At 69.2% G+C, this 22881-nt stretch carries 19 protein-coding genes; 6 read left to right on the top strand and 13 right to left on the bottom strand.

What is annotated here, in order from left to right:
• Positions 1-29: 29 nt before the first annotated feature.
• On the top strand, positions 30-1181 hold the full coding sequence (locus P2T62_RS07785) for a S24/S26 family peptidase (protein WP_276260830.1): 1152 nt from the start codon (positions 30-32) through the stop codon (positions 1179-1181).
• Between the two features lie 57 nt (positions 1182-1238).
• Positions 1239-2480 carry a DUF5305 domain-containing protein gene (locus P2T62_RS07780; protein WP_276260829.1) on the top strand — a complete coding sequence of 414 codons (1242 nt, stop codon included), beginning with the start codon at positions 1239-1241 and terminating at the stop codon, positions 2478-2480.
• A 30-nt stretch (positions 2481-2510) separates the two neighbouring features.
• On the opposite strand, the gene P2T62_RS07775 is transcribed toward P2T62_RS07780, so the two are convergent.
• From P2T62_RS07775 to P2T62_RS07740, 8 genes are all read right to left on the bottom strand, one after another.
• Positions 2511-3191, bottom strand: a complete 681-nt coding sequence (locus tag P2T62_RS07775; RefSeq protein WP_276260828.1) for a helix-turn-helix domain-containing protein — start codon at positions 3189-3191, stop codon at positions 2511-2513.
• Positions 3192-3424: 233 nt separating this feature from the next.
• On the bottom strand, positions 3425-4876 hold the full coding sequence (locus P2T62_RS07770; RefSeq protein WP_276260827.1) for a DASH family cryptochrome: 1452 nt from the start codon (positions 4874-4876) through the stop codon (positions 3425-3427).
• A 66-nt stretch (positions 4877-4942) separates the two neighbouring features.
• Positions 4943-5326, bottom strand: coding sequence for a secondary thiamine-phosphate synthase enzyme YjbQ (locus tag P2T62_RS07765; protein WP_276260826.1), 384 nt, complete (start codon positions 5324-5326; stop codon positions 4943-4945).
• Between the two features lie 44 nt (positions 5327-5370).
• Positions 5371-5934, bottom strand: a complete 564-nt coding sequence (locus P2T62_RS07760) for a DUF7344 domain-containing protein (protein ID WP_276260825.1) — start codon at positions 5932-5934, stop codon at positions 5371-5373.
• 125 nt (positions 5935-6059) lie between these two features.
• Positions 6060-8051, bottom strand: a complete 1992-nt coding sequence (locus tag P2T62_RS07755) for a SpoVR family protein (RefSeq protein ID WP_276260824.1) — start codon at positions 8049-8051, stop codon at positions 6060-6062.
• Complete coding sequence (locus P2T62_RS07750; protein ID WP_276260823.1) at positions 8048-9382, bottom strand: YeaH/YhbH family protein; 1335 nt, start codon at positions 9380-9382, stop codon at positions 8048-8050. The genes P2T62_RS07755 and P2T62_RS07750 overlap by 4 nt, the downstream gene beginning before the upstream one ends.
• Before the next feature lie 66 nt (positions 9383-9448).
• A complete protein-coding gene (locus tag P2T62_RS07745; RefSeq protein ID WP_420028443.1) occupies positions 9449-11671 on the bottom strand; it encodes a PrkA family serine protein kinase in 2223 nt (740 codons plus the stop codon).
• 166 nt (positions 11672-11837) lie between these two features.
• A complete protein-coding gene (locus P2T62_RS07740; RefSeq protein ID WP_276260821.1) occupies positions 11838-13907 on the bottom strand; it encodes a PrkA family serine protein kinase in 2070 nt (689 codons plus the stop codon).
• Between the two features lie 503 nt (positions 13908-14410).
• Between P2T62_RS07740 and P2T62_RS07735 the strand changes: the two genes are divergently transcribed.
• From P2T62_RS07735 to P2T62_RS07725, 3 genes are all read left to right on the top strand, one after another.
• Entirely contained in the window at positions 14411-14824 is a 414-nt protein-coding gene (locus P2T62_RS07735) for a DUF5820 family protein (RefSeq protein ID WP_276260820.1), read from the top strand.
• 98 nt (positions 14825-14922) lie between these two features.
• Complete coding sequence (locus P2T62_RS07730; protein WP_276260819.1) at positions 14923-15372, top strand: UPF0179 family protein; 450 nt, start codon at positions 14923-14925, stop codon at positions 15370-15372.
• Between the two features lies 1 nt (position 15373).
• On the top strand, positions 15374-16114 hold the full coding sequence (locus P2T62_RS07725; protein WP_276260818.1) for a class I SAM-dependent methyltransferase: 741 nt from the start codon (positions 15374-15376) through the stop codon (positions 16112-16114).
• Here the strand turns inward: P2T62_RS07725 and P2T62_RS07720 are convergent.
• The 3 genes from P2T62_RS07720 to P2T62_RS07710 all read right to left on the bottom strand — a co-directional run bounded on the left by P2T62_RS07720 (position 16111) and on the right by P2T62_RS07710 (position 18725).
• Positions 16111-16926, bottom strand: coding sequence for a M14 family metallopeptidase (locus P2T62_RS07720; RefSeq protein WP_276260817.1), 816 nt, complete (start codon positions 16924-16926; stop codon positions 16111-16113). The two genes, P2T62_RS07725 and P2T62_RS07720, sit on opposite strands and share 4 nt — an antisense overlap.
• A gap of 163 nt (positions 16927-17089) precedes the next feature.
• A complete protein-coding gene (locus P2T62_RS07715; RefSeq protein ID WP_276260816.1) occupies positions 17090-17287 on the bottom strand; it encodes a hypothetical protein in 198 nt (65 codons plus the stop codon).
• 88 nt (positions 17288-17375) lie between these two features.
• Positions 17376-18725 (bottom strand): class-III pyridoxal-phosphate-dependent aminotransferase, encoded by a 1350-nt coding sequence (locus P2T62_RS07710; RefSeq protein ID WP_276261589.1) that lies wholly within the window; start codon positions 18723-18725, stop codon positions 17376-17378.
• Between the two features lie 222 nt (positions 18726-18947).
• Here P2T62_RS07710 and P2T62_RS07705 point away from each other — a divergent pair, with 222 nt between their 5' ends.
• On the top strand, positions 18948-19484 hold the full coding sequence (locus tag P2T62_RS07705; RefSeq protein ID WP_276260815.1) for a cob(I)yrinic acid a,c-diamide adenosyltransferase: 537 nt from the start codon (positions 18948-18950) through the stop codon (positions 19482-19484).
• 29 nt (positions 19485-19513) lie between these two features.
• Here P2T62_RS07705 and P2T62_RS07700 read toward each other — a convergent pair whose 3' ends face one another.
• A complete protein-coding gene (locus P2T62_RS07700; RefSeq protein ID WP_276260814.1) occupies positions 19514-21511 on the bottom strand; it encodes an AMP-dependent synthetase/ligase in 1998 nt (665 codons plus the stop codon).
• Between the two features lie 234 nt (positions 21512-21745).
• A complete protein-coding gene (locus P2T62_RS07695; protein WP_276260813.1) occupies positions 21746-22783 on the bottom strand; it encodes a PfkB family carbohydrate kinase in 1038 nt (345 codons plus the stop codon).
• Positions 22784-22881: the final 98 nt, after the last annotated feature.

The raw sequence follows: 22881 nt of genomic DNA, 5'->3' as shown, positions 1-22881 counted from the left end.
TACTTGACCGACGGCACGAACGAGCGCCCGTGAACGGTCGTCGCGCGGCGTGGCACGCGGTGCGCGGGCTCGCGCTGGTGGGGGTCGTCGCCCTCGTCGCCGGCTCGGTGCTGGGGCAGCCGATTCTGCTGAGCTACGTCGAGACAGGGAGCATGGCCCCCACACTGTCGGCTGGCGACGGGTTCGTCGCGGTGCCGCCGGAACTCGCCGGCCCCGTCGAGGAGGGGGACGTCGTCGTGTACGAGGCCAAGCAGTTGAACGGCGGCGGACTGACGACACACCGGGTCGTGGGCAAGACCGACGCCGGGTTCGTCACCAAGGGGGACGCCAACCCCTTCACGGACCAGGACAGCCAGGAGCCACCGGTGACCCGGGGACAGATCCGGGCCGTCGCGCTCCAGGTGGGCGGGAGCGTCGTCGTGCTTCCGGGGCTGGGGACGGCCGTGGACGCCGTCACCGGACTCGCCGGGGCGGTCGGGCAGTCGACCTCGGGGCTGCTCGGGACCGGGGCGCTTCAGGTCGTCGGGCTCGTCGTCCTCGGCTGCGGCCTCGTCCTCTACGGGCTCGAGACGGTCGGGGGGGAGACACGGGGCCGGGAGCGCACGCGCCCGGGTCGTCAGCGGGCCGGAAGCGGGCGCCGTCCACACGTGTTCCTCCTCCTGCTGACGCTGGTGATGGTGGCACCCGTGACCGCTGCGATGGTCGTCCCCAGCGGGCCGACCGAGTACGGCATCGTCAGTGCCGAGACGGACTCGCCGGCGCCGCAGGTCGTGCGCCAGGGGACCGCGGAGGACCGGACGTACGTCGTCAGGAACGGCGGGGTCCTGCCGGTGGTGACGTACCTCGAATCGACCAGTCAGGGGGTCGAGACGCCCCAGGAGCCGATGGTGGTCCAGGGCGGCGAGCGGGTCAACGCGACCGTGACGCTCTCCGCGCCCCCGGAGACCGGCTACTACGTCCGCAGCATAACCGAACATCGGTACCTCCTGTTGCTCCCGGTCGGGCTGCTCGACATCTGTCACGACGTCCACCCGTGGCTCCCGATACTGGTGACGCTGGGCGTCTACGGCGGGGGGTTCTATCTGCTCGGGGCGGCGCTGCTGGGCTCCGGGCAGTTGCGCCGCCGAGAGGCCGACAAGGGGAGTCGCCTCTCGCGACGCCTCCGGCGGCTGTGGGGATAAGGAGACCGTGGAGCGGAACGCTTTAGCGGCGACGGCCGGGAGGTGGGTCTGACCAGGATGGCTGGGAACAGCGGTGACGACGGCACGTCGGAGGTGGCCGACGATGACGGGCCAGGGGGCACGCTGGGGACGTCCACACGGGGGCCCGCCACCCCCGGGTATCGGACCCGTCTGGCCATCCGCGACCGGTCCCAGCCGCTCCTCGCGCTGTTCGTGCTGCTCGTCCTCCTCGGCGGCGGCCTCACGTACACGACACACGTCGACCCCGGGACGCACGTCGAGACCCGGACCGTCTCGACCTGGGAGTCGACGGCGGCCTGGAGTCACGAGGCCCGGGTGACGCGCTCGAACCCGGTGTTCACCCGGGGGACGACGCTCTCGGACCGGCCCGTCTACTTCATGTCCATCGCACCGCGCCTGGAGGGGACCTTCAGATACGGATACACCGCCTCGGATCGTGGGAACCTCTCCACGGACGTGACGACGACGCTGGTACTGCGGTCGGTGGGCGAGCAGGAGGGTGAACAGGTGGAGTACTGGCGGGTGACGGAGCCGCTCGGCCCGCCCAGCTCGGCGCGACTCTCCCCCGGAGAGCGACTCCGCACACCGTTTGAGATGAACGTCTCCGCCGTCCAGCAGCGCGTCGACCGCATCGAGGCACGGCTCGGGGGGACGCCGGGCGAGACCGAGGCAAGGGTACTCGCACGGGTCCGTGCTACCGGAACCGTGAACGGCCAGTCGGTCAGCCGGTTCACGGAGCACGCCGTCACCGTCGAGCTCGACGAGGGGACCTACCAGGTGACCGACAGCGAGACATCCCGAACGCGGCAGAACACGACCCGGGAACTGACGGTGAGGAACAGTTACGGCCCGCTCCGTCGGCTCGGGTCCCCACTGGTGCTCCTCGTCGGCGCGGTCGGGGTCGTCGGTCTCGCTGGAGCGGGGGCGACGGGTCGGCTGGACGTCCCCGACGACGCCCGGGAGCGGCTGACCTTCGAGGCCGACCGGCGGGAGTTCGACGACTGGATCACCCCGGGGACGGTGGCTCTGCCCGAGCGTCCGGACGCCCGGATCGAGGTCGATTCCCTGGAAGGACTGGTCGACGTGGCCATTGACACGGACAATCGGGTCATCGAGGACCTCGAACAGGGTGGGTACCTGGTCCTCGATGACGAGCGGACCTACCGGTTCGACCCACCGCCGGAGCCACGCTGGAGGGGTGTCGAGGCGGTAGCGTCCGGGGACGACGGGAGGGCAGACGCTGAGGAATCGGAAGCCGACGGGGACGAGAACGAGTGAACCGGGGGGCGATACGGTCGAGACCCTGCGCTATCCGGTGACTAGCGTCGACAGCACGCGCGACTCTGCCTTCCGGAGGTGCTCGTCGACGGTCGAGGGGGCACAGCCCAGGTTCTCGGCGATGTCCTCGTGGGTGGCGCGGCGGGGGATCTCGTAGTAGCCGAGGTCCACGGCCGTCCGGAAGACCTCCAGCTGACGGTCGGTGAGCATGGAGAGCATGTCGCCGCGCTCGGGGGTGTACTGCCCGACCTGCTCGACCGTGACCTGGACGTCGTCGGGGATCTGGTCGAGTGCCTGCCGCAGCATCTCGTGGGTGCCGACCAGCGTCGTCCGGAGGCCGCCCCGGTCCGTGAACTCCAGGGGGGTGTCGATCATGAGCGCGTAGCGCTGGGCGAGCGTCATCAGCGACCCCGCCGGCTCGCCCGGCGGGACGTGGACGTAGCAGTGGAACCGCTCGCCGCGGACGTTCATCATGTCGTAGGCGAGTACCTCCTCGGACTCCTCGAGGACGGCCGCGAGGTCGTCGGGCTCGCCCCGGAGCCGGTACAGCATCACCCCGGTCCCGTCGCCCAGCGCGTTGACGTGCATGAGGGCCTCCCGCTTGACGCCCGGCGTCTCCGCGATGAGCGCGTCCACGGGGTGGATGGTCCCGTCCTCCGGAGTCAGGGTGAAGTCGAAGTATCTCATGGCGGCGTCCTCGCGGGTTGCCACCTCGTTCGACGCCGGCCGGTTAGGCGTTGTGGCTTCGTCGACGCCGTGCACCCAACCGCCCGCCCGGGCCCCCAGTCCGTGCGAACAGTTCCCATTCCACGTGGCATAACAATTACCGGAGATAAGCGGGCGGGTGAATATAAGTGTACCGTCACCACGAAGCGGCCCGAGCTGCGCCGCAGAGCACGAATACGGGCGGTAGAGGAGATTCCGAGGGAGTCATCCGAACCGGATCAGAGGTTCCGGTACCGCGCCTCGACGTCGAAGAGGGGGGCCGGATAGTCACGGCCGAGGTCCACCCCGTACTCGGCCTGCTCGGCCTCGGATAGCCGCCACGGCCGGTGGGCGTACTCTGCCGGGAGTCCCGCCAGTTCCGGCAGCCAGTGGGTGACGTACTCGGCGCCGGGGTCGTAGCGCTCGGCCTGCCCGAGCACGTCGAAGTAGTTGTCCCGGGAGTCGTTGCCGACGCCGGCCTGGTAGGCCCAGTTCCCCCAGTTCGAGGCCACGTCGTAGTCCACCAGCCGGGACTCGAAGTAGGCTGCCCCGAGCCGCCAGTCCACCCCCATCGCGTCCGCGAGGAAGGAGGCGACGTTCTGGCGCCCACGGTTCGACATATAGCCGGTCGCGTTCAGTTCGCGCATGTTGGCATCGACGAACGGCACGCCCGTCTCCCCGGCGGCCCAGCGCTCGAAGGCCTCGCGGGCCTCCTCGTCACGGCGCCACTCCTTCCGTACGTCGCGGATGCCGTTCGGTGCGAAGAAGTCGGCGCCGTGCTTGAGGAACTGGAACTGGAAGAAATCGCGCCACAGCAGCTCGAAGACGAGCCAGTACGTGTCCTCGTTCGAGACGCGCTCGTCCTCGTAGCGGTCGACCTCGGCGTGGACGTACCGGGGTGAGAGACAGCCGTGAGCCAGCCACGCCGAGAACTTCGATGAGTAGTCGGCCCCGAGGAGGCCGTTGCGCGTCTCCTTGTAGTTCCGGAGGTGGTCGCCGGTCCAGACGTAGTCCTCGAGTCGCTCCAGCGCCGCCGTCTCCCCGCCCTCGAACGCCAGGACGCCGCGGTCGTCGGCGGTCGCCTCGTCCGGGTCGTGACCCAGGTCGGCGAGCGTCGGGACCGCGGCGTCGCCGGCCTCGCCGAGGTCCGGCGTCGGGACCGTCTCGGGTGCCGGGAGGGAGTCCCGGACGGCCGCCTCGCGCTCGACCTCCTTGCGCCAAGGCGTGAAGGTATCCTGGATATCCGTGTACGGCGTCGGCAGGTCGTCGACGTGGTAGAGCGTGTGGGTCCAGTGGCGCTCCACGCCGACGTCACGCTCTGCGAGCAACGACTTCACGGCGTGCTCGTCCGCGAGTTCCTCCGTGGCCGGCTTCGTCTGCAGGTGGACCGTATCGGCGTCCAGCGTCTCCGCCACGGCGGGCACGACCGCCCGTGGGTCACCGTGGCGGACGAGCAGTTCCCCGCCCAGGTCACGCAGCGACTCGCGCAGGTCCAGGACGGCCTCCCGGCGGAAACGACCCCAGCGGGCCCCTTTCTTCGGACGGTCGAACATCCCGGCCCCGGCGTGCTCGCGCTCGTCGAAGACGTACAGCGGCACCACCTCGTCGGCGGCCCGCACCGCCTCGACCAGCGTCTCGTTGTCGTGGACCCGCAGGTCGTCGCGGAACCAGACCACGGCTGTCTCGGACATGAGAACGTACGCCTGGTTCGGGCCACGGGAACCTGAACACTCGGGCGGCGGCAGGGGACGCCCCCCTCACCGCAGCAGTTCGACCGTCCGGGTCCGGGGGCCGTCACACTCGACCAGCAGGACCGACTGCCACGTACCCAGGTCCAGGACCCCATCACGCGCCGGGACCGTCTCGGACCCGCCACAGAGGAGCGCGCGCAGGTGCGAATCGGCGTTGTCGTCGATCTCGTCGTGGCGCCACCCCTCGTCCGCGACGACGTCGTCGAGGAAGGCCTCGATATCGGCCAGGAGTCGCCGCTCGGCCTCGTTGACGACGATCCCGGCCGTGGTGTGTCTCGAACGGACCGTGACGGGGCCGTCGGCGTCGTCGGGCAGGGCCCGCTCGACCCGGTCGGTGATGTCGATAGCTTGCAGGCGGTCGTCGGTCTCGACGGTGAACGACTCGCGCATACAGGGCGCACGCGGGCGACCGCCAAAACACCCCACGGGACCGCCTACTCCTTCCGGAACCGCTGGAACAGGATGCGGTCCTGCTGGGCGTAGACGTGGTAGGTCGCCGACAGCATCAGGATGACGAAGAAGACGGTGGCGGTGACGGTCACGCCGAGCGCCTCGACGCCCGGCACGCCCAGCAGGACGGCGATGGTGGTGAGGGTCCCGAGCAGTCCCAGGCCGAAGTAGAACTCGCCCCAGGACAGCCCGTACCGGGGGACGACCTCCATGTAGACCTCGACCTCCCGGACCCGCTCCTCCAGGCAGACCGTCTTCTCGTCCGAATCGTAGGAGACGATGCCGAACTCCTCCAGTTTGGGCAGGTGGGTCTGGTGGAGCGAGACGTAGACCGACTGGCGCTTGTCGCTCGGCGGGGGGTCCTCACCGGTCTCCAGCGCGGCGATGGCCTCCGACAGCTCGCGGACGCCCATCGTCCCATCCGGATGCTCCTGCAGGTTCTTGATGGTGAGCCGGCGCCGGTCGTTCCGGAGGATGTCGTGGATGTCGCTCGGCTCCATCTCCGTCGGGGCATCGGGTTCCACTGTTGCGGTGCTACCCTCGGACACTACCCGGGGTTGCGGGCCGGGGGTCAAGAACCTGTCCACAGCCCATCCTCGAACCGGAGCGTGCCGGTTCTCCGTGGGCCATGTCTCCGGGGGCCGGGCCCAGTGATAGCCGGCCCGGCGCCTGGTCAGGCCAGCCACTCGTCGGGTTTCGTGTCGTAGTCGACGTCCGTGGCGGCGATGTCCTCGACCTCCTCCCACGGGAGGTCCTCGACGGAGAACTCCGTGCCGTCGTACCGGAGGAGCTTGCCGACCTCCTCGGGCTCGGGCTCGCGGTCGCGCCGCCGCGCCACCTCGATGTCGTGCTCGTCGACCTCCTTGACGATGGTCTTCAGGTTGACCGGGCGCCCCCAGAGCTGGAACACGCGCTCCAGCGTCTGCTGGGCCTGTCGGATGTCCAGCATCACGCCGTTGTACTGGTGGGCCAGCAGCAGCTCGTTGCGGTTCTCGTAGTTGCCGTCCTCGACGGCGATGGTGGGCTTGCCGAAGTTGGTGAACCGCAGCATCAGCTTCTTCTTCACGTCGCGGTAGTCCGTCGACGTGACGCGGTAGTCCTGGGTCGTGTGCGTGTACTCGTAGGTGAAGTAGTCGTTGTCGTCGACGAACTCCTGGGTGAGGAACTCGTCGAGGAAGGTCACGTCGTTGTGGGACTCGCGGATCTCGCGCATCCGGTCCCAGCCGGCCGCGCGGTCGACGTCCGCCACCGCCTCGTCGACGGAGTCGTAGCGGTCGGTGTCGAACAGGTAGCGCGCGATGCGCTCCAGCTCCGACTGGCTGATGCGCTTGAGGAAGCCCCGGAACGCCGGCTTCACCAGCGAGTAGTGGCGCTGGGTCAGGCCCTCGTAGGTGAGGACCTTCCACGGGTAGCGCTGGACGTCGACCTCGCCCTCACGGGCGGCTGCGAGCGCGTCGGCGTCCACGCGCGGGTCCTCGGGGTCGAGGTCGTCGAGGTGGCCGACCACGTCGACCAGCCACGGCTCGGGTTCGAGCAGGTCCCGCACGTGGTCGAGGTCGACCGTGTCGTCGAAGTTCCGCCAGGTGACCCCCTCGACCCGGAGGAGCTTCTCGACGACCTCGCGTCGGTTGGTCGTGTTCTCGACGTAGTTCCAGAGCTGCAGCCCCAGCTTGTACGGGTTGAGGCCCGGTGAGCCCAGGACGGCGGCCATGTGGTCGGCGTACGAGAGGAACTCGTCGTCGCCGGCGAACGCCTCGTCGGTCATCATCTTCGACTCCCAGTAGGCGGCCCACCCCTCGTTCATCACCTTCGTCATCTTCTGCGGGGCGAAGTAGTAGGCCTCCTTCCGGAGGAGTTCGAGCACGTCGCGCTGCCACTCGGTCATCTCCACGGCCTTCCCCGCGTCCTCGTCGTAGGCCTTCCCGTGGTTCCAGAGGAACGCGAGGATGTCCTTCTCCGGTTCGGCCGGGAAGCGGACCTCCTCGTCGTCCTCCTGGGCCGCGAGCCACTCCTCGTCGAACACCTGGTCGCGGACCTCGTCGGAGAGGTTCAGCTCGTCGAGCCGCTCGGCGACGACCTCCGCCTCGATGTCCTCGGCGTCGCCGCCGCGCGTCTCGGCCGGGACGAACGCCCGGTGCTGGTCGACGTTGTCCTCCAGACACAGGACGTGGTCGATCCACGCCTCGACGTCGTCGCGGTCGATCTCCGGGTCCTCCATGTACTCCCGGATGGTCTCGGCGTGGCGTTCGAGCATCGCCGCCGCGTCGGGGTCCTTCGCGAACAGGCCGAACCACTCGTTGTTCTTGAAGAAGTCGGAGTGGGCCTCGACGTGCGTGATGACGGCCTTCTGGTCCGCGAGGCTGTTGGACTCCTGCAGGAAGGCGTGGGCCGGGTTGTCGTTGTTGACGATCTCGAAGGCCTTGCCGCCCATGAACTGGCCCTGTTTCTGCTGGCGGTCGTACTGCATCCCCCACCGCCAGTGCGGGTACCGGGTCTGGAACCCGCCGTAGGCGATGAGCTCGTTCATGTCGTCGTAGTCGACGATCCAGTAGTTGACCGGGAACGGGTCCAGGCCCAGCTTACGTGCGAGGTTCGACGCCTCGCGGACTGGCTCCTCGAGTCCCTCGGCGATGCGCTGCTGTGCGATGCGGTCCGGCTGGCTCATTGTGCGGTCACCTCCTCGCGCTGCTCCGTGCTGAGGATGGTGTAGATGGCGTCGACCACGTCCTCCGGGCTGGAGACGTACGCGACGGCGACGTTGGAGTCGTCGCCGAAGTGGGCCTCCACCTCCTCGGCGTGGGTCGCGTTGATGGCGTTGCCCGAGGGCTGGGTCTCCACGTACGCGTGGAGGTTCGCTGGGATCTCCTCCATCGCCGGGATGACCCGCTCCTCGGTATCGTTCGAGGAGTTCTCCGAGTCACCGGCGGCGAACACGTAGCGGTTCCACTCGTTCCACGGGTAGCGCTCCTCCAGGATCTCCGCGGCGAGGTCGTACGCACTGGAGATGCGCGTGCCCCCGCCGCTCCGGATGCCGAAGAACTCCTCGCGCTCAACCTCCCACGCGTCGGCGTCGTGGGCGATGTAGACGAACTCGGCGTTGTCGTACTTGCCCGTCAGGTACCAGTCCAGCGGCGTGAACGTCCGCTCGACGAGTTCCCGTTTCTTCTCGCGCATCGACCCGCTCACGTCGCGGATGTTGACGACGACGACGTTCTTCTCGCGCTCCTCGACGATCTCGGGGTAGCGGTACCGCTCGTCGTCGCGCCGGAACGGCACCTCGTCGATGCCGTCCCGCCGGATGCGCGCGGCGGTCGACTCGCGCTCGACGGTGGCCTCCATCTCCTCGATGCTGGCCCAGCGGTCGCGCTCCTCGCGTGGGAGCTCCTCGTACGCCGTCTCGATCCACGCCCGCGAGACGGGGATATGCTGCTCGCGGGCCCACTCGAACACCGTCGACGGGCCCCACCCCTCGACGCGCAGGGCCTCCCGCAGGTACTCCTCGTCGAAGTCCATCGCGAGCTTGCGCTTCAGCCCCTGCTTGAACAGGCGCTCGAAGTCGAGCGTCGATGCGGGGCCGCTGCGCGTGATGTCGGTGAAGTCGCCCTCCTTCTCCTCGATCACCTTCTTGCCCTTCGGGTCGAGGTCGAGCCCGAGTTCCTCGTCCAGCTCCTGGGCGAACTCCTCGGGGTCCATCTCGTAGTACTCGTGCTCGCCGCCCTCCTCGCCGGGTTCGCCCTCCTCGTCGCCGTCGCCCGGCTGGGGCTGTGGCTGGCCGACGGGCTGGCCCACGTCCGGCGTGTCCCCGTCGCCCTGGCCAACGCCACCCATGTCGCGCTGGTCGTAGGCGAACTCGGGCAGGTCGACGATCTTGATCGGGATGCGGACCTCGTCCGGCAGCGACTGGCCCATGTCGCCGTACTGGATGAACTCGGAGAGGTCCTGTCGCTTCTCCTCGCCCACTTCCCGATACCGTTCGAGGTCGTCTTTCAGTCCCATTACGTGTCTACCTCACCAGTTCTCGTCCGGTTCTGTTGATCGAGTCGTTCATTGATCGGTAATCGCTCATTCCCATCGGTAACTCACCTGGTCCATGACGTGGCGGCTCGTGAGTTCGGCCGACGCTTCGGAGTAGTCGAACAGCTCCTGCATGTTCCGGATGGTGTCGGCCTTCACCGACTCCGTCTGCGTCCCCGACGGCGGGTCGTCCCACTGGACGGGGTCGAAGTCCGGGAACGTCCGGCGGACGTCGTCCCAGTCGTGGCTCCCGAGGACGGTCTTGATGACGGGGATCTCCTTGACGTTCACGTCCGCCACCCGGAAGTCCTCGTCGCGGTGGCGCCAGGCGTGGCGATTGAGTGCGGTGACGACCTTCTCGGCGCGGAACTCCGCGACCGCGGCCTCGGGGTCGGTCCCGTCGTAGTCGTCCTCGCCGAACCGCCCGAGGTGCTCGGTCTCGAACACCTTCATCTTCAGCGGGTCCGGGTCCTGGAGTTCGCCGCGCTCGTTCTCGATCTGCTCGTCCTCGACCCAGGCGTAGACGTGCTCGATGTACTCCTCGACGGTGGCCTCGTCGACGCGCTTCTCGCGCATGATGGCCTCCAGCACGTCGTCCTCCTGCTCGGTGAACACGTGGTTCTTGATGGGGACGAGCCGGTTCTCGAACTCCGTCTTCTCGTTGGGGCCGAAGACCGGCGTGTCGCTCAGCTCCTCGGCCATCCGGTTGAGCAGGTCGCGCGGCATCACCACGTCCTCGACCGGGAGGTCGGGGTGGTGGCGGTCCTGCACCTCGTGGAGCAGGTCCGCGATGATGTCCCGCGTGTACGTGACCGGGATGCCCGTCTCGCCGTCCTCGGCGTCGGGGTCGAAGTCGAACTCCTCCTTCTCCCGGCGCTCGTCGCCGTCCTGGAGGTAGCCCCGGTCGAAGACCAGCGCCTTGTCCACCAGGTCGAGCCCGGGGGGCACGTCCTCCCCGTCCAGCCGCGTGACGACCGCGTACAGCGCCGCGGCCTCGATGGCGTGGGGGGCGAGCTCCTTCTCCCGGACGACCCCCTCGCCGTCGCGGACCCGGACCCGGACCGGCTGGCGGATCATCTCGGCGAGGTCCTCGTAGGAGTCGGCCGTCCAGACGGCGGTCTCGTTGGTCAGCTCGCGCCGGATGAGCTCGGCCTCCAGCGAGAGGTTCGTCAGGTAGGTGAACTCGTGCTTGTCGAGCCGGCGCTTCAGCGCCTTCAGCGGGTCCGACCCCGAGCGGTCGGCGTGCTGGTTGAGCCGCGCCTCGAGGTCCGGGTTCGAGATGATGACCAGCTGCGTGTCGATGTCCATCCCGATGCCCTTGTCCAGCTTCACGCTCCCCTCGTCGGGGACGTTGAGCAGTTTCTGCAGCAGGTCGGCGTGCTGGGCGGCGTCCTCGACGATGGTGAGGAGCCCGTTCCCCTGCGAGAGGACGCCGTCGTAGCTGAACGCCTGCGGGTTCTTGCGCCCCCGCGAGTCGAGTTCGCGCAGCATCCCGGCCATCCACGAGCCGACCAGTCGCTCCTTCGGCGAGCCGTCGTCCTCGGAGTGCAGCACCCCGATGCCCTGGCCCACGTCGGCGACGTAGTTCTTCACGCGGAGGTGCTTGGGGTCGGTGACCGCCGAGAACAGGTCCTCGACGCCCTGGCGACGGTACTGCTCCTCGAGGTAGTCGTAGGCCTCGCGCGAGAACGGGTCGAGTCGGCCCTCGACGCGGAAGGGGATGTGGTCGTCCAGCCGGGCGTTGAGCTCGGCGACCAGCTCCGCGCGGACGTCCTCCGGGAACACCGTCAGCGGGTGGGCCTGCACCGGCGAGGCGTACCAGTCGTCCTCGTCCGGCTCGGGGGGACCGCCGCCGTAGGTCATCGCGCTCGCGCCGTCGTCGGCGCCCGCGACATTCCACTCGACGGTGTAGCGCCGACCCTCTGGGGTCTTGCTGTACTCCCGGAGCCCGTTGATGAGACAGCGCTTCAGCTCCGACTTCCCGGTCGCCGTGGGGCCCTCCAGCCAGACGATCTTCTCGTCCTTGCCCCGCCCCGCCGCGATGGACCGGAGGTCGTCGACGAAGGCGTTCAGGACCTCCGTGTTGCCGAGGATGGCGTGCTCGCCGTCGTTGTGCGGGTCGTCGAAGAAGCGGTAGCGCTGCTTCTCCTCGCCCTCCTCGACGACGGTGCGCCGGCCGGCCGCCTCGATGGCCCGGAGCAGGTACTTCGAGGCGTGGCTCGCCAGCGCCGGCTGCTCGAACAGCGCGTCGACGTACTCCGGGAGCGACATCGGCGGCTCGTAGGTCGCCTGCAGGCTCTCGTCGGCCGCGTCGATGAACGAGGCAGCGTCACGGACGCCACCGTCGGACTTGCGATCCGACGAGGCTCGGCTCGCCTCGCCACCGTCGGCGGCCCCGTCGTCGCCCGGTCCCACACCCCGGTTCGTGTCGGTCATATCAGTCTTCCATCTCCGTCTTGGCGACCTCCGCGCCGGCGAACTCGAGCACCTCTCTGGCCCCGTCCTCGGAGTAGCCCTGGTCGGTCAGGGCCTGCACCCAGGCCGACCGCTCGTCGTCGTCCATCTCCCCGCTGGAGACGAGTGCGGAGAAGTTGATGTTGTGCTTCTTGTCCTCCCAGAGCTTGCGCTCGAGCGCCCGGCGCAGGCGGTCGTTGTCCTGTGGGTCGAACGTCTCGCCCTCGCGCGCTCTGCGGCTGACCCAGTTGGCGACCTCCTGGCGGAAGTCGTCCTTGCGGTCCTCCGGGATGTCGAGTTTCTCCTCGACGTCGCGGAGGAACTTCTCGTCCGGTTCCTGTTCGCGGCCGGTGATCTCGTCCTCGACCGTGTCGTCGTCGATGTAGGCCATGACGTGGTCCATGTACTTCTCGCCCTGGCGCTGGATCTCGTCGAGATCGTACGCGAGCGCGTGCCGGACGTCCTCGATGGCGCGCTCCTTGTACTCCTCGCGGACGAGTTCGAGGTAGCGGTAGTAGGTCTGGAAGTTCTCCTGGGGGATGGAGCCGTGGTTCTCCAGGTTCTCCTCGAGGTGGTTGAACGTCGTGAGCGGCGAGAGGAAGCCGCGACCGCGGTGCATCGAGTCCATGATGGCCTCGGCGATCTCGTCGCCGATGAACCGCGGGGACACGCCGTCCATCCCCTCGCCGAGGTCGGTCGTCTCCGCGGCCTCGTCGCGGAGCTTCTTCACGTCGATGTCCTCGCCCTCGTCGATCTCGCCGTTGTAGGCCTTGGCCTTCTGGACGACGCCGACCTGGCCGCCGTCGGGTTCGGCGATACGCGTGAGGACGCCGAACAGGCCGGCCATCTCCAGCGTGTGGGGCTCGACGTGGATGTCCGGCACGTCGGCGTTGTTCAGCATCTTCCGGTAGATCTTCGCCTCCTCGGCGTACTGGAGGACGTACGGGAAGTCGATGCGCTTCGTTCGGTCGTTGAACGCCTCCATCTTCTCGTCGCCCTTCTTGTCCCGGTACTCGGGCATGTTCGTCCGACCGACGATGACCTGGTCGATGTCGATGCGCGGGTTGTTCTTCGGCTTGATCGTCTGCTCCTGGGTGGCGTGCAGGAAGTCGTACAGGAACTCGCGCTGGAGCTTCAGCAGCTCCTCGCCGGAGAAGATGCCACGGTTCGCGTTGCAGAACGCGCCGCTGTAGTCGAACGCCCGCGGGTCCGACTCCCCGTAGACCGCGATCTTCGAGTAGTTGACGTCGCCGGTGAGTTCGGTCTCGTCCTGGTTCTTCTTGTCCTTGGGCTCGAACGTCTCGATACCCTGGCGCTTGTTCTCGTCGGCGATGAATCGGATGACCTCGACGTGGTTCTCGAGGACGGTCTGGAGGTCGTCGTCGTACTCCTCCAGCAGCCGGTCCATGTAGAACTCGCTGGCCGGGTCCAGCGACTGCTCGTTCCGGATGGTGTAGGGCGCGTCGAGTTCCTCGTTGATGCGTTCGAGCACGCGGTCGCGCTGCTTCTGTGGCAGCAACACTAGCGGGTCCTGGTTCATCGGCGACCGGACCGTATCGTCCGCGGGGTCCTGGTCGCGGATGACGTCGCCGAGGTTGGTCCACCGGAAGGTGTACATCCGACCCTCGTCGGTGGCGGTGTAGTCCTCGTAGTAGGTCCGGACCTGGCGGTCGAACTCGGACTTGCCCGACCCGACCGGCCCGAGCAGCAGTTTGATGCGCTTCTCGGGGCCCAGCCCGCGGGCACCGGATTTCACCTTGTTGACGAACTCGTGGATGGACTCGTGGACGGCCCGGCCGTAGAAGGTGTTCTCGCCGTCGTTGAGTGGGTCCTGGCTGGCGAGGCGGTACTCGACGACGCCGGCGTCCTCGTCGTATTCGGTCCCGTAGTAGTCGAACATATCCGCCACGCGCTGGTGGGCGTTGCGGGCGATGTGCGGGTGCTCGTAGACCTCGTCGAGGTACCACTCGAAGGAGTGGGTCTCGCGGAGGTCCTCGGGGATGGTCTCACGGTACTCCTGGCTGAGTGCTTCGAGGCTCTCTCGTTCGCTCATGTGTTGGTCTGGTTCTCGCTGGGGGAGTCACGGCCGTCGGGTCGGTCGTCACGGCGACCGCCGCCGGGGTCGACACGGAGGTAGGGCCCGCCCTCGCTGCACCGACGGGAGGACCCGCGGGCACCGGGGCGCGGTCCGGGAACCCCGCTCGCACGGGCCCGGGGATGAGTGCGTTCCATGTGATGAGTGGGCCTACCACACTCCGCTGCCGGCCCCGACGTCGCGGGGCGACGGACGGGAGCGCGGCCGGGGCGTTCGGTGGCTCGATGCCACCGCACTATATTAACCATGAGAGTCCGTCACTCATAAGTTTTGCCGCAATACCGCGCGAACGACACGACCGTCCACCACCGAAACCACCACCCGACGCCCTGGTGGCACGAATCCCCACACGACCCGTCAAACGCCCACTTATATACTTGCCGGCCAGCGGGGGCGGCCACGGGCGCGGCGAGCGGCGTGGACCACCGCACTCAGGATGGCCGAGCGCGTACCCCGGGGCGATGACCGACGACGCACGCGAGCCGTCCTCGCTGGACCCGGCGGCGCTCCCCAACGGGTGGCAGGTCTGGAGTGACGACGACGCCCGGACCGTTCTGGTCTACCGACCGGACGTCTTCGACGGCGGCGACTTCCCCGCGCCCTGCCTGCCGACCATCTACGTCACCCACGGCCGGCGGAACCGGCGCCCCGGCGTCGAGCGCGAGGCACCGCCCGGTGCCAGCTGGGTCGTGACGCTCTACCTGGAGCCGGACGTGTCGGCACCCGAGGAACTGTTCGACTCGCGTCCGGCCGCACTCGAGGGCGCGCGCGACCTGGCCGCCCGCTTCGCGCGCGGCGACGTGGACTACCGCGACCTCTACCAGGTCCCCCGCGAGGAGTACTTCGAGGCGCTTGACGAGCTGACCGGCGGGTAGCCCGGGAGCCACGCACGACGAGCCCATCACACCCACCGGATACACCACCGGGAGCTCGACCCCGGAGACTTACACCCACCGGCCGCCAACCCATCGCCATGTCGAAGGTCACGCTCATCGGGACCCGCCTCGCGCAGCCGGGGACCGAGTTCGTCTACGGCGGCGAGGCGAGCGGCTGTGCGGGCTGTCCCTACCGCAACCAGTGTCTCAACCTGACCGAGGGCCGGAAGTACCGCGTCACCGAGGTCCGCGACGGCGGCCAGACGCTGGAGTGTGCGATGCACGACACCGGCGTCCGGGCGGTGGAGGTCGAACCCGCGAGCATCACCGCGAACGTCGCCGCGACCTCCGCGTACGCCGGGAGCCGCGTCTCGCTGGAGGGGCCCTGCCCCCACACGGAGTGTCCGAGCCACGAGTTCTGCGTCCCCGACGGCGCGGAGTTCGACGCGGAGTACCGCATCGACGAGGTGCTGGGCGACCCCCCGCACGACCACTGCGCCCTCGGCCGGGACCTCGAACTGGTCGAGTTCGAGGCGCCCGGGGAGTAACGTGGGCGACCCGGAGCACGGCACGGCCGGCGACGACGCGACCCGCGAGGGGAGCACGGACGACCCCGTGCGGTTCGAGGTCGAGGCCGAGTTCCTGACCATCGGCCGGACCTTCGAGGAGTACGCCGCGATGTTCGACCTCGATGTCGACCGGCTGGCCGGCGACCGCGTGCTGGACTGCCCCTCCGGGGTCGGCTCGTTCGTGACGACCGCGCGGGACCGGGGCCTGTCGGCGATCGGAGCCGACATCCTGTACGACCATCCACGTGGGGCCATCGCGGAGACGGCCCGCGAGGACTGCGAGGCGACCGTCGACCAGTTACGCGGGTCCCGGGACCTGTTCACCTGGGACTGGTACGGCGACCTCGACAGCCGGGCCGAGCACCTCCGGCGGGCCCACCGGACGTTCCTCGCCGACTACCCCGACGGCCCCTACCTCGCGGCCGGGCTCCCGGACCTCCCGTTCCCGGACGACAGCTTCGACCTGGCGCTGTCGGCCAACCTGCTGTTCCTCTACGACGACCGGCTGGACGGGGCGTTCCACGCGGCCGCGCTGCGTGAACTCGCCCGGGTCGCGGGCGAGGTCCGGGTGTTCCCGCTGGCGTCGCTGGACACCGAACGCTCGAAGCTCGTCGAGCCGACCATCGAGCGACTCCGGGCCGACGGCATCGCCGTCGAGACCCGGACGGTTCCCTACGAGTTCCAGCCTGGCGCGACCGAGATGCTCGTCGTGGGGCGCTAGCGCTCCGCCCGCGCGGTCGCTTCCCCATCGACTCCGAGCTTCCCGACGAGTTCGCCGGTGTAGCCGAACACGTCCTCGTAGCCGTAGGCCGACATCAGGATGGGATAGAACGGTTCGTCGGCGACGAGTTGCTCGCCGTCGACGGCCGCGAAGGGGACGCCCGCGTCCACGCGCTCGAAGTTGTCGACCAGCACCTCGTAGCGGTCGCCCCGCCGCTTCGGGATGCGCCGGTGCATCCGGAAGACCGGGACCTCACGGTCCCGGTGGGGCTCACCCGGGAGGGCGCCGACGGCGGCGAGGAACTCGTGGATGAGTTGCTCGGCGTTCTCGGCGGCCTGGTCGCTGCCCTGCAGCCCGCACTCGACCTCCAGCACCTCCTCGCGCTCGATGAGCCGGCCCTCCGAGAACTGCGAGGTCTCGACCAGCGCGTCGACCGAGAGGTAGGGGCACGCCGAGCGCGCCAGGGCGTTCACCGTGTTGCACAGCGCGAACGGGCCGGCGTAGGACTGGGTCGAGTGCATCGAGAAGACGACACAGTCACGCAGCTCGGCCAGCAGCTCGTGGGCCAGCCGCGCCTCGTGGGTGTCGGCGTCGGGCGCGCCCGGGAAGGCCCGGTTGAGGTCCTCCTCGACGTACCGGAGGTTCCGCGCCATCGCCTCCTCGTTGGCGACGATGAACTTCACCGGGCGCGCGACGTCCGGGTCGGCCTGCAACACCGCATCGATGGCCCGGGGGCCGCACGGCTCGTCGCCGTGGATACCCCCGACCACCGCGATCTCCGGCTCGCCGTCACCAAGCTGCTCGACCCGCATCGACTGCGGGTACCGGACCGAGCCCTATCAACGACGCGCTTTCCGGGCGCTGGCAGCGCCAGCAGCGCCCCGGGGAAGCAGAGGTTATCAGATTATACACCACATTACCGACGAACCTCCATAATTGTGGACGTGAAGACGAGGTACGGGGCGAGCACCCGACTCAATCTGACTGCACCGAGAGCGTCAGTTCCAGGTCCGCCTCACAGCTCCGACAGCGCCCGGTGTCGATGACGTCCTTCAGGAGCTGCTGGTTGAAGCAGGACGGGCACGCCACCGCCGTCATCGCCCCGGGGAGCGCCCCGAACGTGTTGTCGTGGTCCAGTACGAACTCCATCGAGCCACGGTCGTCGGTCGACATGTGGCGTGTTGACGCGGAGCACAGTAATGAAGCTTCGGCAGACGGCCGGCGGACACGGCCGGGGAGGCTACGTCCCGAGGACGGTCGTTCAGGCCACGTCCCGGGCCGCCTCCGCCAGCAGGTCCACACCCAGCCGGATCTCGCGCTCGGTGGCGTCGAGCGGCGGCAGGAGCCGGAGGGTGCTGTGGCCACAGCCCAGCGTCAGGAGGCCGCGCTGCATCGCTGCCGCCTGCACGTCGTCACGCCGTTCCCTGGTGTCGAACTCGACGGCGAGCAACAGTCCCAGCCCGCGCACGTCCGTCGCGCCCGGGAGGTCGGCATCGACCAGCAGCTCGCGGGCCTGCCGCCCGCGCTCGGTCGCGTTGGTCAGCAGGTCGTGCTCGTGGATGGCGTCGAGCGTGAGCGCCCCCTGGAGCGAGCCCACGATGTCGCCCGCACCCCACGTCGAGGAGAGTCGGCTCCGCTCGTCGGGGAAGACGTCCCCGCTGGCGACGGTCGCGCCGACGCGCAGCGCCTTCGCGGCCGAGATGACGTCCGGCTCGATGGGGTAGTGGTCGCTGGCCCACAGCTCGCCCGAGCGCCCCACCCCTGACTGGATCTCGTCGGCGACGAGCGGGATGTCGTGGGTCCCGCAGATGTCGGCCACCTCCGCCATGAACGCCTCGCTGGGGACGTGGTAGCCGCCCTCGCCCTGGACCGGCTCCATGATGAGGAAGGCGACCTCCTCGGGGTTGACGTACCCACGCTCCGGGTCGAGCATCCGGCGCAGCGCCGAGGGCCCCTCGCCTGAGGGGTCGGGGAAGAACCCACAGGCACAGGACGCGGGGTCACAGGAGCGGTCGCGGCAGAACGGTGCGTCGTGGACGGGTCCGATCTCGGGGAACTCCCGCCGATAGATCTCCTTCGACCGGTTGAGCGAGAGCGTCCCCAGCGTCCGACCGTGGAAGGCTCCGTCGAAGGTGATGGCGTACTTCCCGCCGGTGTTGTCGTAGCAGATCTTCATCGCGTTCTCGACGGCCTCGGCGCCGGAGTTCGAGAGGAAGACGGTGTCCATCCCGTAGTGGCTCGTCGCCTCGACGAGCCGGTCCATCAGCTCGGCCGGGCCCGGGAACTGCGGGTCGTCCGGGTCGCCGGCCGAGAGGTAGAAGTCCTGGCCCGCGATCTTCGCGGGTTCGGGGAGATCGAACGCGGCCATCGGTTCGGTGATCTTCGGGTTCTGGTAGCCCAGCGGCGCCGCCCCGACGTGGCTCGTGAAATCGAGGAGGACGTTGCCGTCGACGTCCGTGCAGAACGGGCCGTCGGCGGGGGCTGTGTGGTCCCAGACGAAGTCGTAGACGTACGTCGACGGCGCGGCGAACGACCGGTGGTAGTCAACTCGGCTTCGGGCCTTCTCGCCCGGGAGTTCCTCCACGCGTGGCTCCGCCCTGTCGCGGTCCAGACCCATGCCATCTGGCTACGCGAACCCGTGGCAAAAGGCTGGCGGGGCACCGTACCCGGACGGCAGGCGGTGTTCGGACGGTGGCCCCCGATGGACCGGTGGTACGTTCGCACCAGGTCCCTGGATGACGACGGCGGCGACGGGTTGGTGGCACTCGCCTCGCTCGGCACCACCCCACCTCCGCCACCCGCCTATAAGACATCGCCACCCGAAGCGGCGGCCATGAAGATCTACACCGGTCGTGGCGACGAGGGGATGACCGACCTCCGGGACATGAGTCGCGTCTCGAAGACGAGCCCGCGTATCGAGGCCTACGGCACCGTCGACGAGGCCAACACCGTCGTCGGGATGGTCCGGCCCTCGGGCCACGACGACATCGACGAGCTGCTGGAGGCCGTCCAGAACCACCTCCACATCGTGCAGGCCGACTTCGCGAACCCCGATGCCGACGACGAGGATGCCCCGCACATCGAGGAACGCCACGTCGACGAACTGGAGGACTGGATGGACGACCTGGACGAGGAGCTGGAGCCGCTGGACCGGTTCATCCTCCCCGGCGGGAGCGAGGCCGGCGCGCACCTGCATCACGCCCGCGCCGTGGTCCGTCGGGCCGAGCGCCGCTCCGTGGAGCTGGCGACCGACCAGCCCGTCAACGAGACGGCCATCGCCTACCTGAACCGGCTCTCGGACGCGCTGTTCGTGCTGGCGCGCGTCGTCAACCAGCGCGACGGCGTCCCCGAGGAGTCGCCGAGCTACTGAGCGCCCGGGCCGGGGGACCCCGAACGGCCTCAGTCGTCGGCCGCGGCCCCGGTGTCGGCGTCCGCCTCGGCCGGCGTCCGCCCGTAGATGTCGTCGATGAGGTGCTCGTGGCGGCTCCGGATGACGCGGCGCTTCTTCTTCAGCGACGGCGTCAGTGCGTCGTTCTCCGCGGTCCACTCCTCCGGGGCGAGCCGGAACTCCTTGATCCGCTCGGACTTGCCGAGGTCCGCGTTGACCGCCTCGACGTCCTCGGCGATCCACTCGCGCACCCGCTCGTCGTTCGCCACGGCTTCCGGGTCGTCGGGCAGGTCGATGCCCTCCTCGTCGGCCCACTCCCGCAGTTGCTCGAAGTTCGGCACGATGACCGCGCCGATGAACTTCTCGTTGTCGCCGACGACCATCACCTGGTCGATGCGGGCGGAGGTGGCGAACTCGTCCTCGATGGGCTCGGGGGCGACGTTCTTCCCCGTGTCGAGGACGATGAGGTTCTTCCGGCGGTCGACGAACGAGTAGTAGTCGTCCTCGTCGCGCGCGACGATGTCGCCGGTGCGGAACCAGCCGGCCTCCGTGAACGCCTCCTCCGTCTTGTCGGGCTTGTTCCAGTAGCCCTCGAAGACGTTGGGGCCCTTCGCCAGCAGCTCGCCGACCTCGCCCTCGGCGGCCTCCTTCTGTTCGGGTGAGACCACGCCACGGTCGAGCTTGAGCTGCACGTCGTGCAGCGGCGGGCCCATCGTTCCGACCCTGATGTCCTCGGGCGGGTTGAACACGAGACCGGGCGCCGTCTCGGTCAGGCCGTACCCCTCGATGATGGTGATACCCATCGCGCGATACAGCTTGGCGAGGTCCGTGGAGAGCGAGCCACCGCCGGAGACGAACATCTCGATGTTGCCGCCCAGCGCCTCACGGACCTTCGAGAAGACGAGTCGGTCCGCGAGCGCGAACTTCGTCCGGAGGCCGAGTCCGGGCGACTCGGCCTCGTCGTATGCCTTCCCGGTCTCGACGGCCCACTCGAAGATGCGCTTCGAGACGGGGGAGTCGCTGGCCTGCTCGCGCATCCCGTTGTAGATGCGTTCGTACACACGGGGGACGGAGTTGGCGAGCTGTGGCTGCACCTGCTGGATGTCGTCGGCGATGGTGTCGGTGGACTCGGCGTAGCCGATGGTGATACCGGAGGCGAGCGACTGGAAGTGCCCCGAGCGCTCGAACGCGTGCGCCAGCGGCAGGAACGCCAGCGAGGTCTTGCCGGCCTCGAACTTCGGCATGTCCGCGGGCTTGTCCGGGCGGGGGCCGAGCCGCTTGCGGACGGCGTTCATCAGGCTCCGCCAGTGCTTGTGCTGGAGCATCACGCCCTTCGGGTCGCCCGTCGTCCCGGAGGTGTAGACGAGCGAGGAGAGGTCGGTCCAGTCCCGGCGGTCGAGCCACCGGTCCACCTCGTCGCGGTCGAAGCCCTCGCTCCCGAGTTCGTACACCTCGGCGAGCGTGTGGAGGTCCGCGTCGAACCCCTCCGCGGCGTCGCTGGGCACCTCGTCCAGCGTGACGACGAACGAGAGCTCGAGCTCGCCCTCGACCTCGCCCAGCGTCTCCAGCAGGTCCGCGTTCTCGACGACGACGCCCATCGACCCGGGGTCCTCGAGGAGGTACTTCACCTGCCGGGGGCTGGACTCGGTGTACACCGTCGTCGCGACGCCCTCGGCGGTCTGGATGGCCATGTCGGCGTGGGCCCACTCCATCCGCGTGTCGGCGTAGATGCTCACGCGGTCGTCGGCCTCGACCCCGAGCGCACGGAAGCCCGCCGCCAGCCGGGCGACGATGTCGCCCACCGACTCGTACGTGATGGCGGCGTACTCGCCCGACGGCGCCGCCGGGACGATGTCGCCCGAGACGAGCGACCGGTCGTAGATGCCCCCCTTGTAGAGCTGGCAGTCGAGGTCCCCGTGGCGCTCGACCGCATCGAAGAACGCGACGGGGATGGTCGTCTCCCCGATGACCTCGTCGGTGTACTCGGCTTCGGCCTGACGCCAATCCATGCGGGGCGGTACCACCCGTCGACCTTAATTGTAGGGGCCCGTTCGACAGGTACCCTGATAGGGCAGGGAGAATCGGACGGGTCTGATACCGTCGCCGCACCCTGGCCATCCATGGCCGATCCCCCACGGATGGACGGGGGGGACCGGCTCTCGGGGATGCACGGACGGTGCGGGTGCTGGGTCCGCGCGGTGACCCTCTCGAGCGGGACGCCGAACGGGAGTGACGGGGCCGTCTCACCCGGACGGGAACGACCGGGCCTCGAGGAACGCGGCGAGGTCCTCGCGAGTGCCGGTCTCACCGTGCTCGATGAAGTAGGTCGCACAGGCGTTGCCGAGCGCCAGGGCCGGCGCGACCGCGAGGCCGCTCCCCAGCGCGTGGGCCAGCCCGGCGGTGAACCGGTCGCCGGCGCCCGTCCGGCGCCGGATCTCCCGGGCCTCGAAGTTCTCGACCCGGACCGCAGCGCCACCGAACCGGTCGTCGGTGGCCGCCACCGCCGCGGCGGTATCGTGACGGACGACGGCCGCGATGCCGAGCGCCTCACGGAGGGCCCGCTCGCGCGCCGGGCTCTCGGCCGCCATGACGCCGAGGGCGTCCGCCAGCGCCCCGACCTCGGCACCGTTCGCGCTCAGGACGACCGGTGTCGTCCCGTCGAGCGTCGCCATCGCGTCGCGCAGGGCCCCGATCTCGTCCGGCGCGCTGCCGCTCAGATCGCCCGGATCCAGCACCACGGGGGCCCCGAGGTCGTAGGTCGCGAGCGTCCGCATCGCCGGCGTCAGGTCGCGGAACGACACCCAGTTCGCCAGTACGACCGACCCGGCGCGCTCGACCCGGGCGCGGAACGGCGCGCCGCCCTCGTGGAGGTCGGCGAACGACCACTCGTCGGTGGCCAGGGACCCCTGCGAGAGCATCAGGTCCGTCCGGTCGAACGAGAGCACCGTCACCTCGGCCGGCGTACCCATCGAGAACGTCTCGAACGGCAGGGCCAGCAACGGATGGTCCAGGTGGCCGAACAGCGTCACCTCGTCGCCCAGCGCGTGGGCCTGCCGGGCGGCGTTGACCGACTGCCCGCCCGGCTGTCGGTCGTATGGCTCCAGCCGGAACGACCTGGACTCGCCCGCCGCGATCCGCCGGCCGAACACCTCGCGCGACTCGACCCAGGTGTGGCCGCCGTCGTACACCCGGCACAGCGTGTCCACGCTCCCGTCCGGGAGACAGACGACCGGCAGACCGTCGGCGGCGACGAGGTGGTCGCGAAGGCGCTCGTACGGCATCTGCCACGCCGGTCGGCGTGTCGTGGCGTAAATCCACCTGCTCCACAGCCACCGGGCGGGCGCACGACACGTTCATCCGTTCACGGCGCCTCTCCCCG

The organism is Haloglomus litoreum (genome assembly GCF_029338515.1).
Taxonomy (GTDB): Archaea; Halobacteriota; Halobacteria; order Halobacteriales; family Haloarculaceae; genus Haloglomus; species Haloglomus litoreum.
This window is presented reverse-complemented; position numbering and strand designations above follow the sequence as displayed.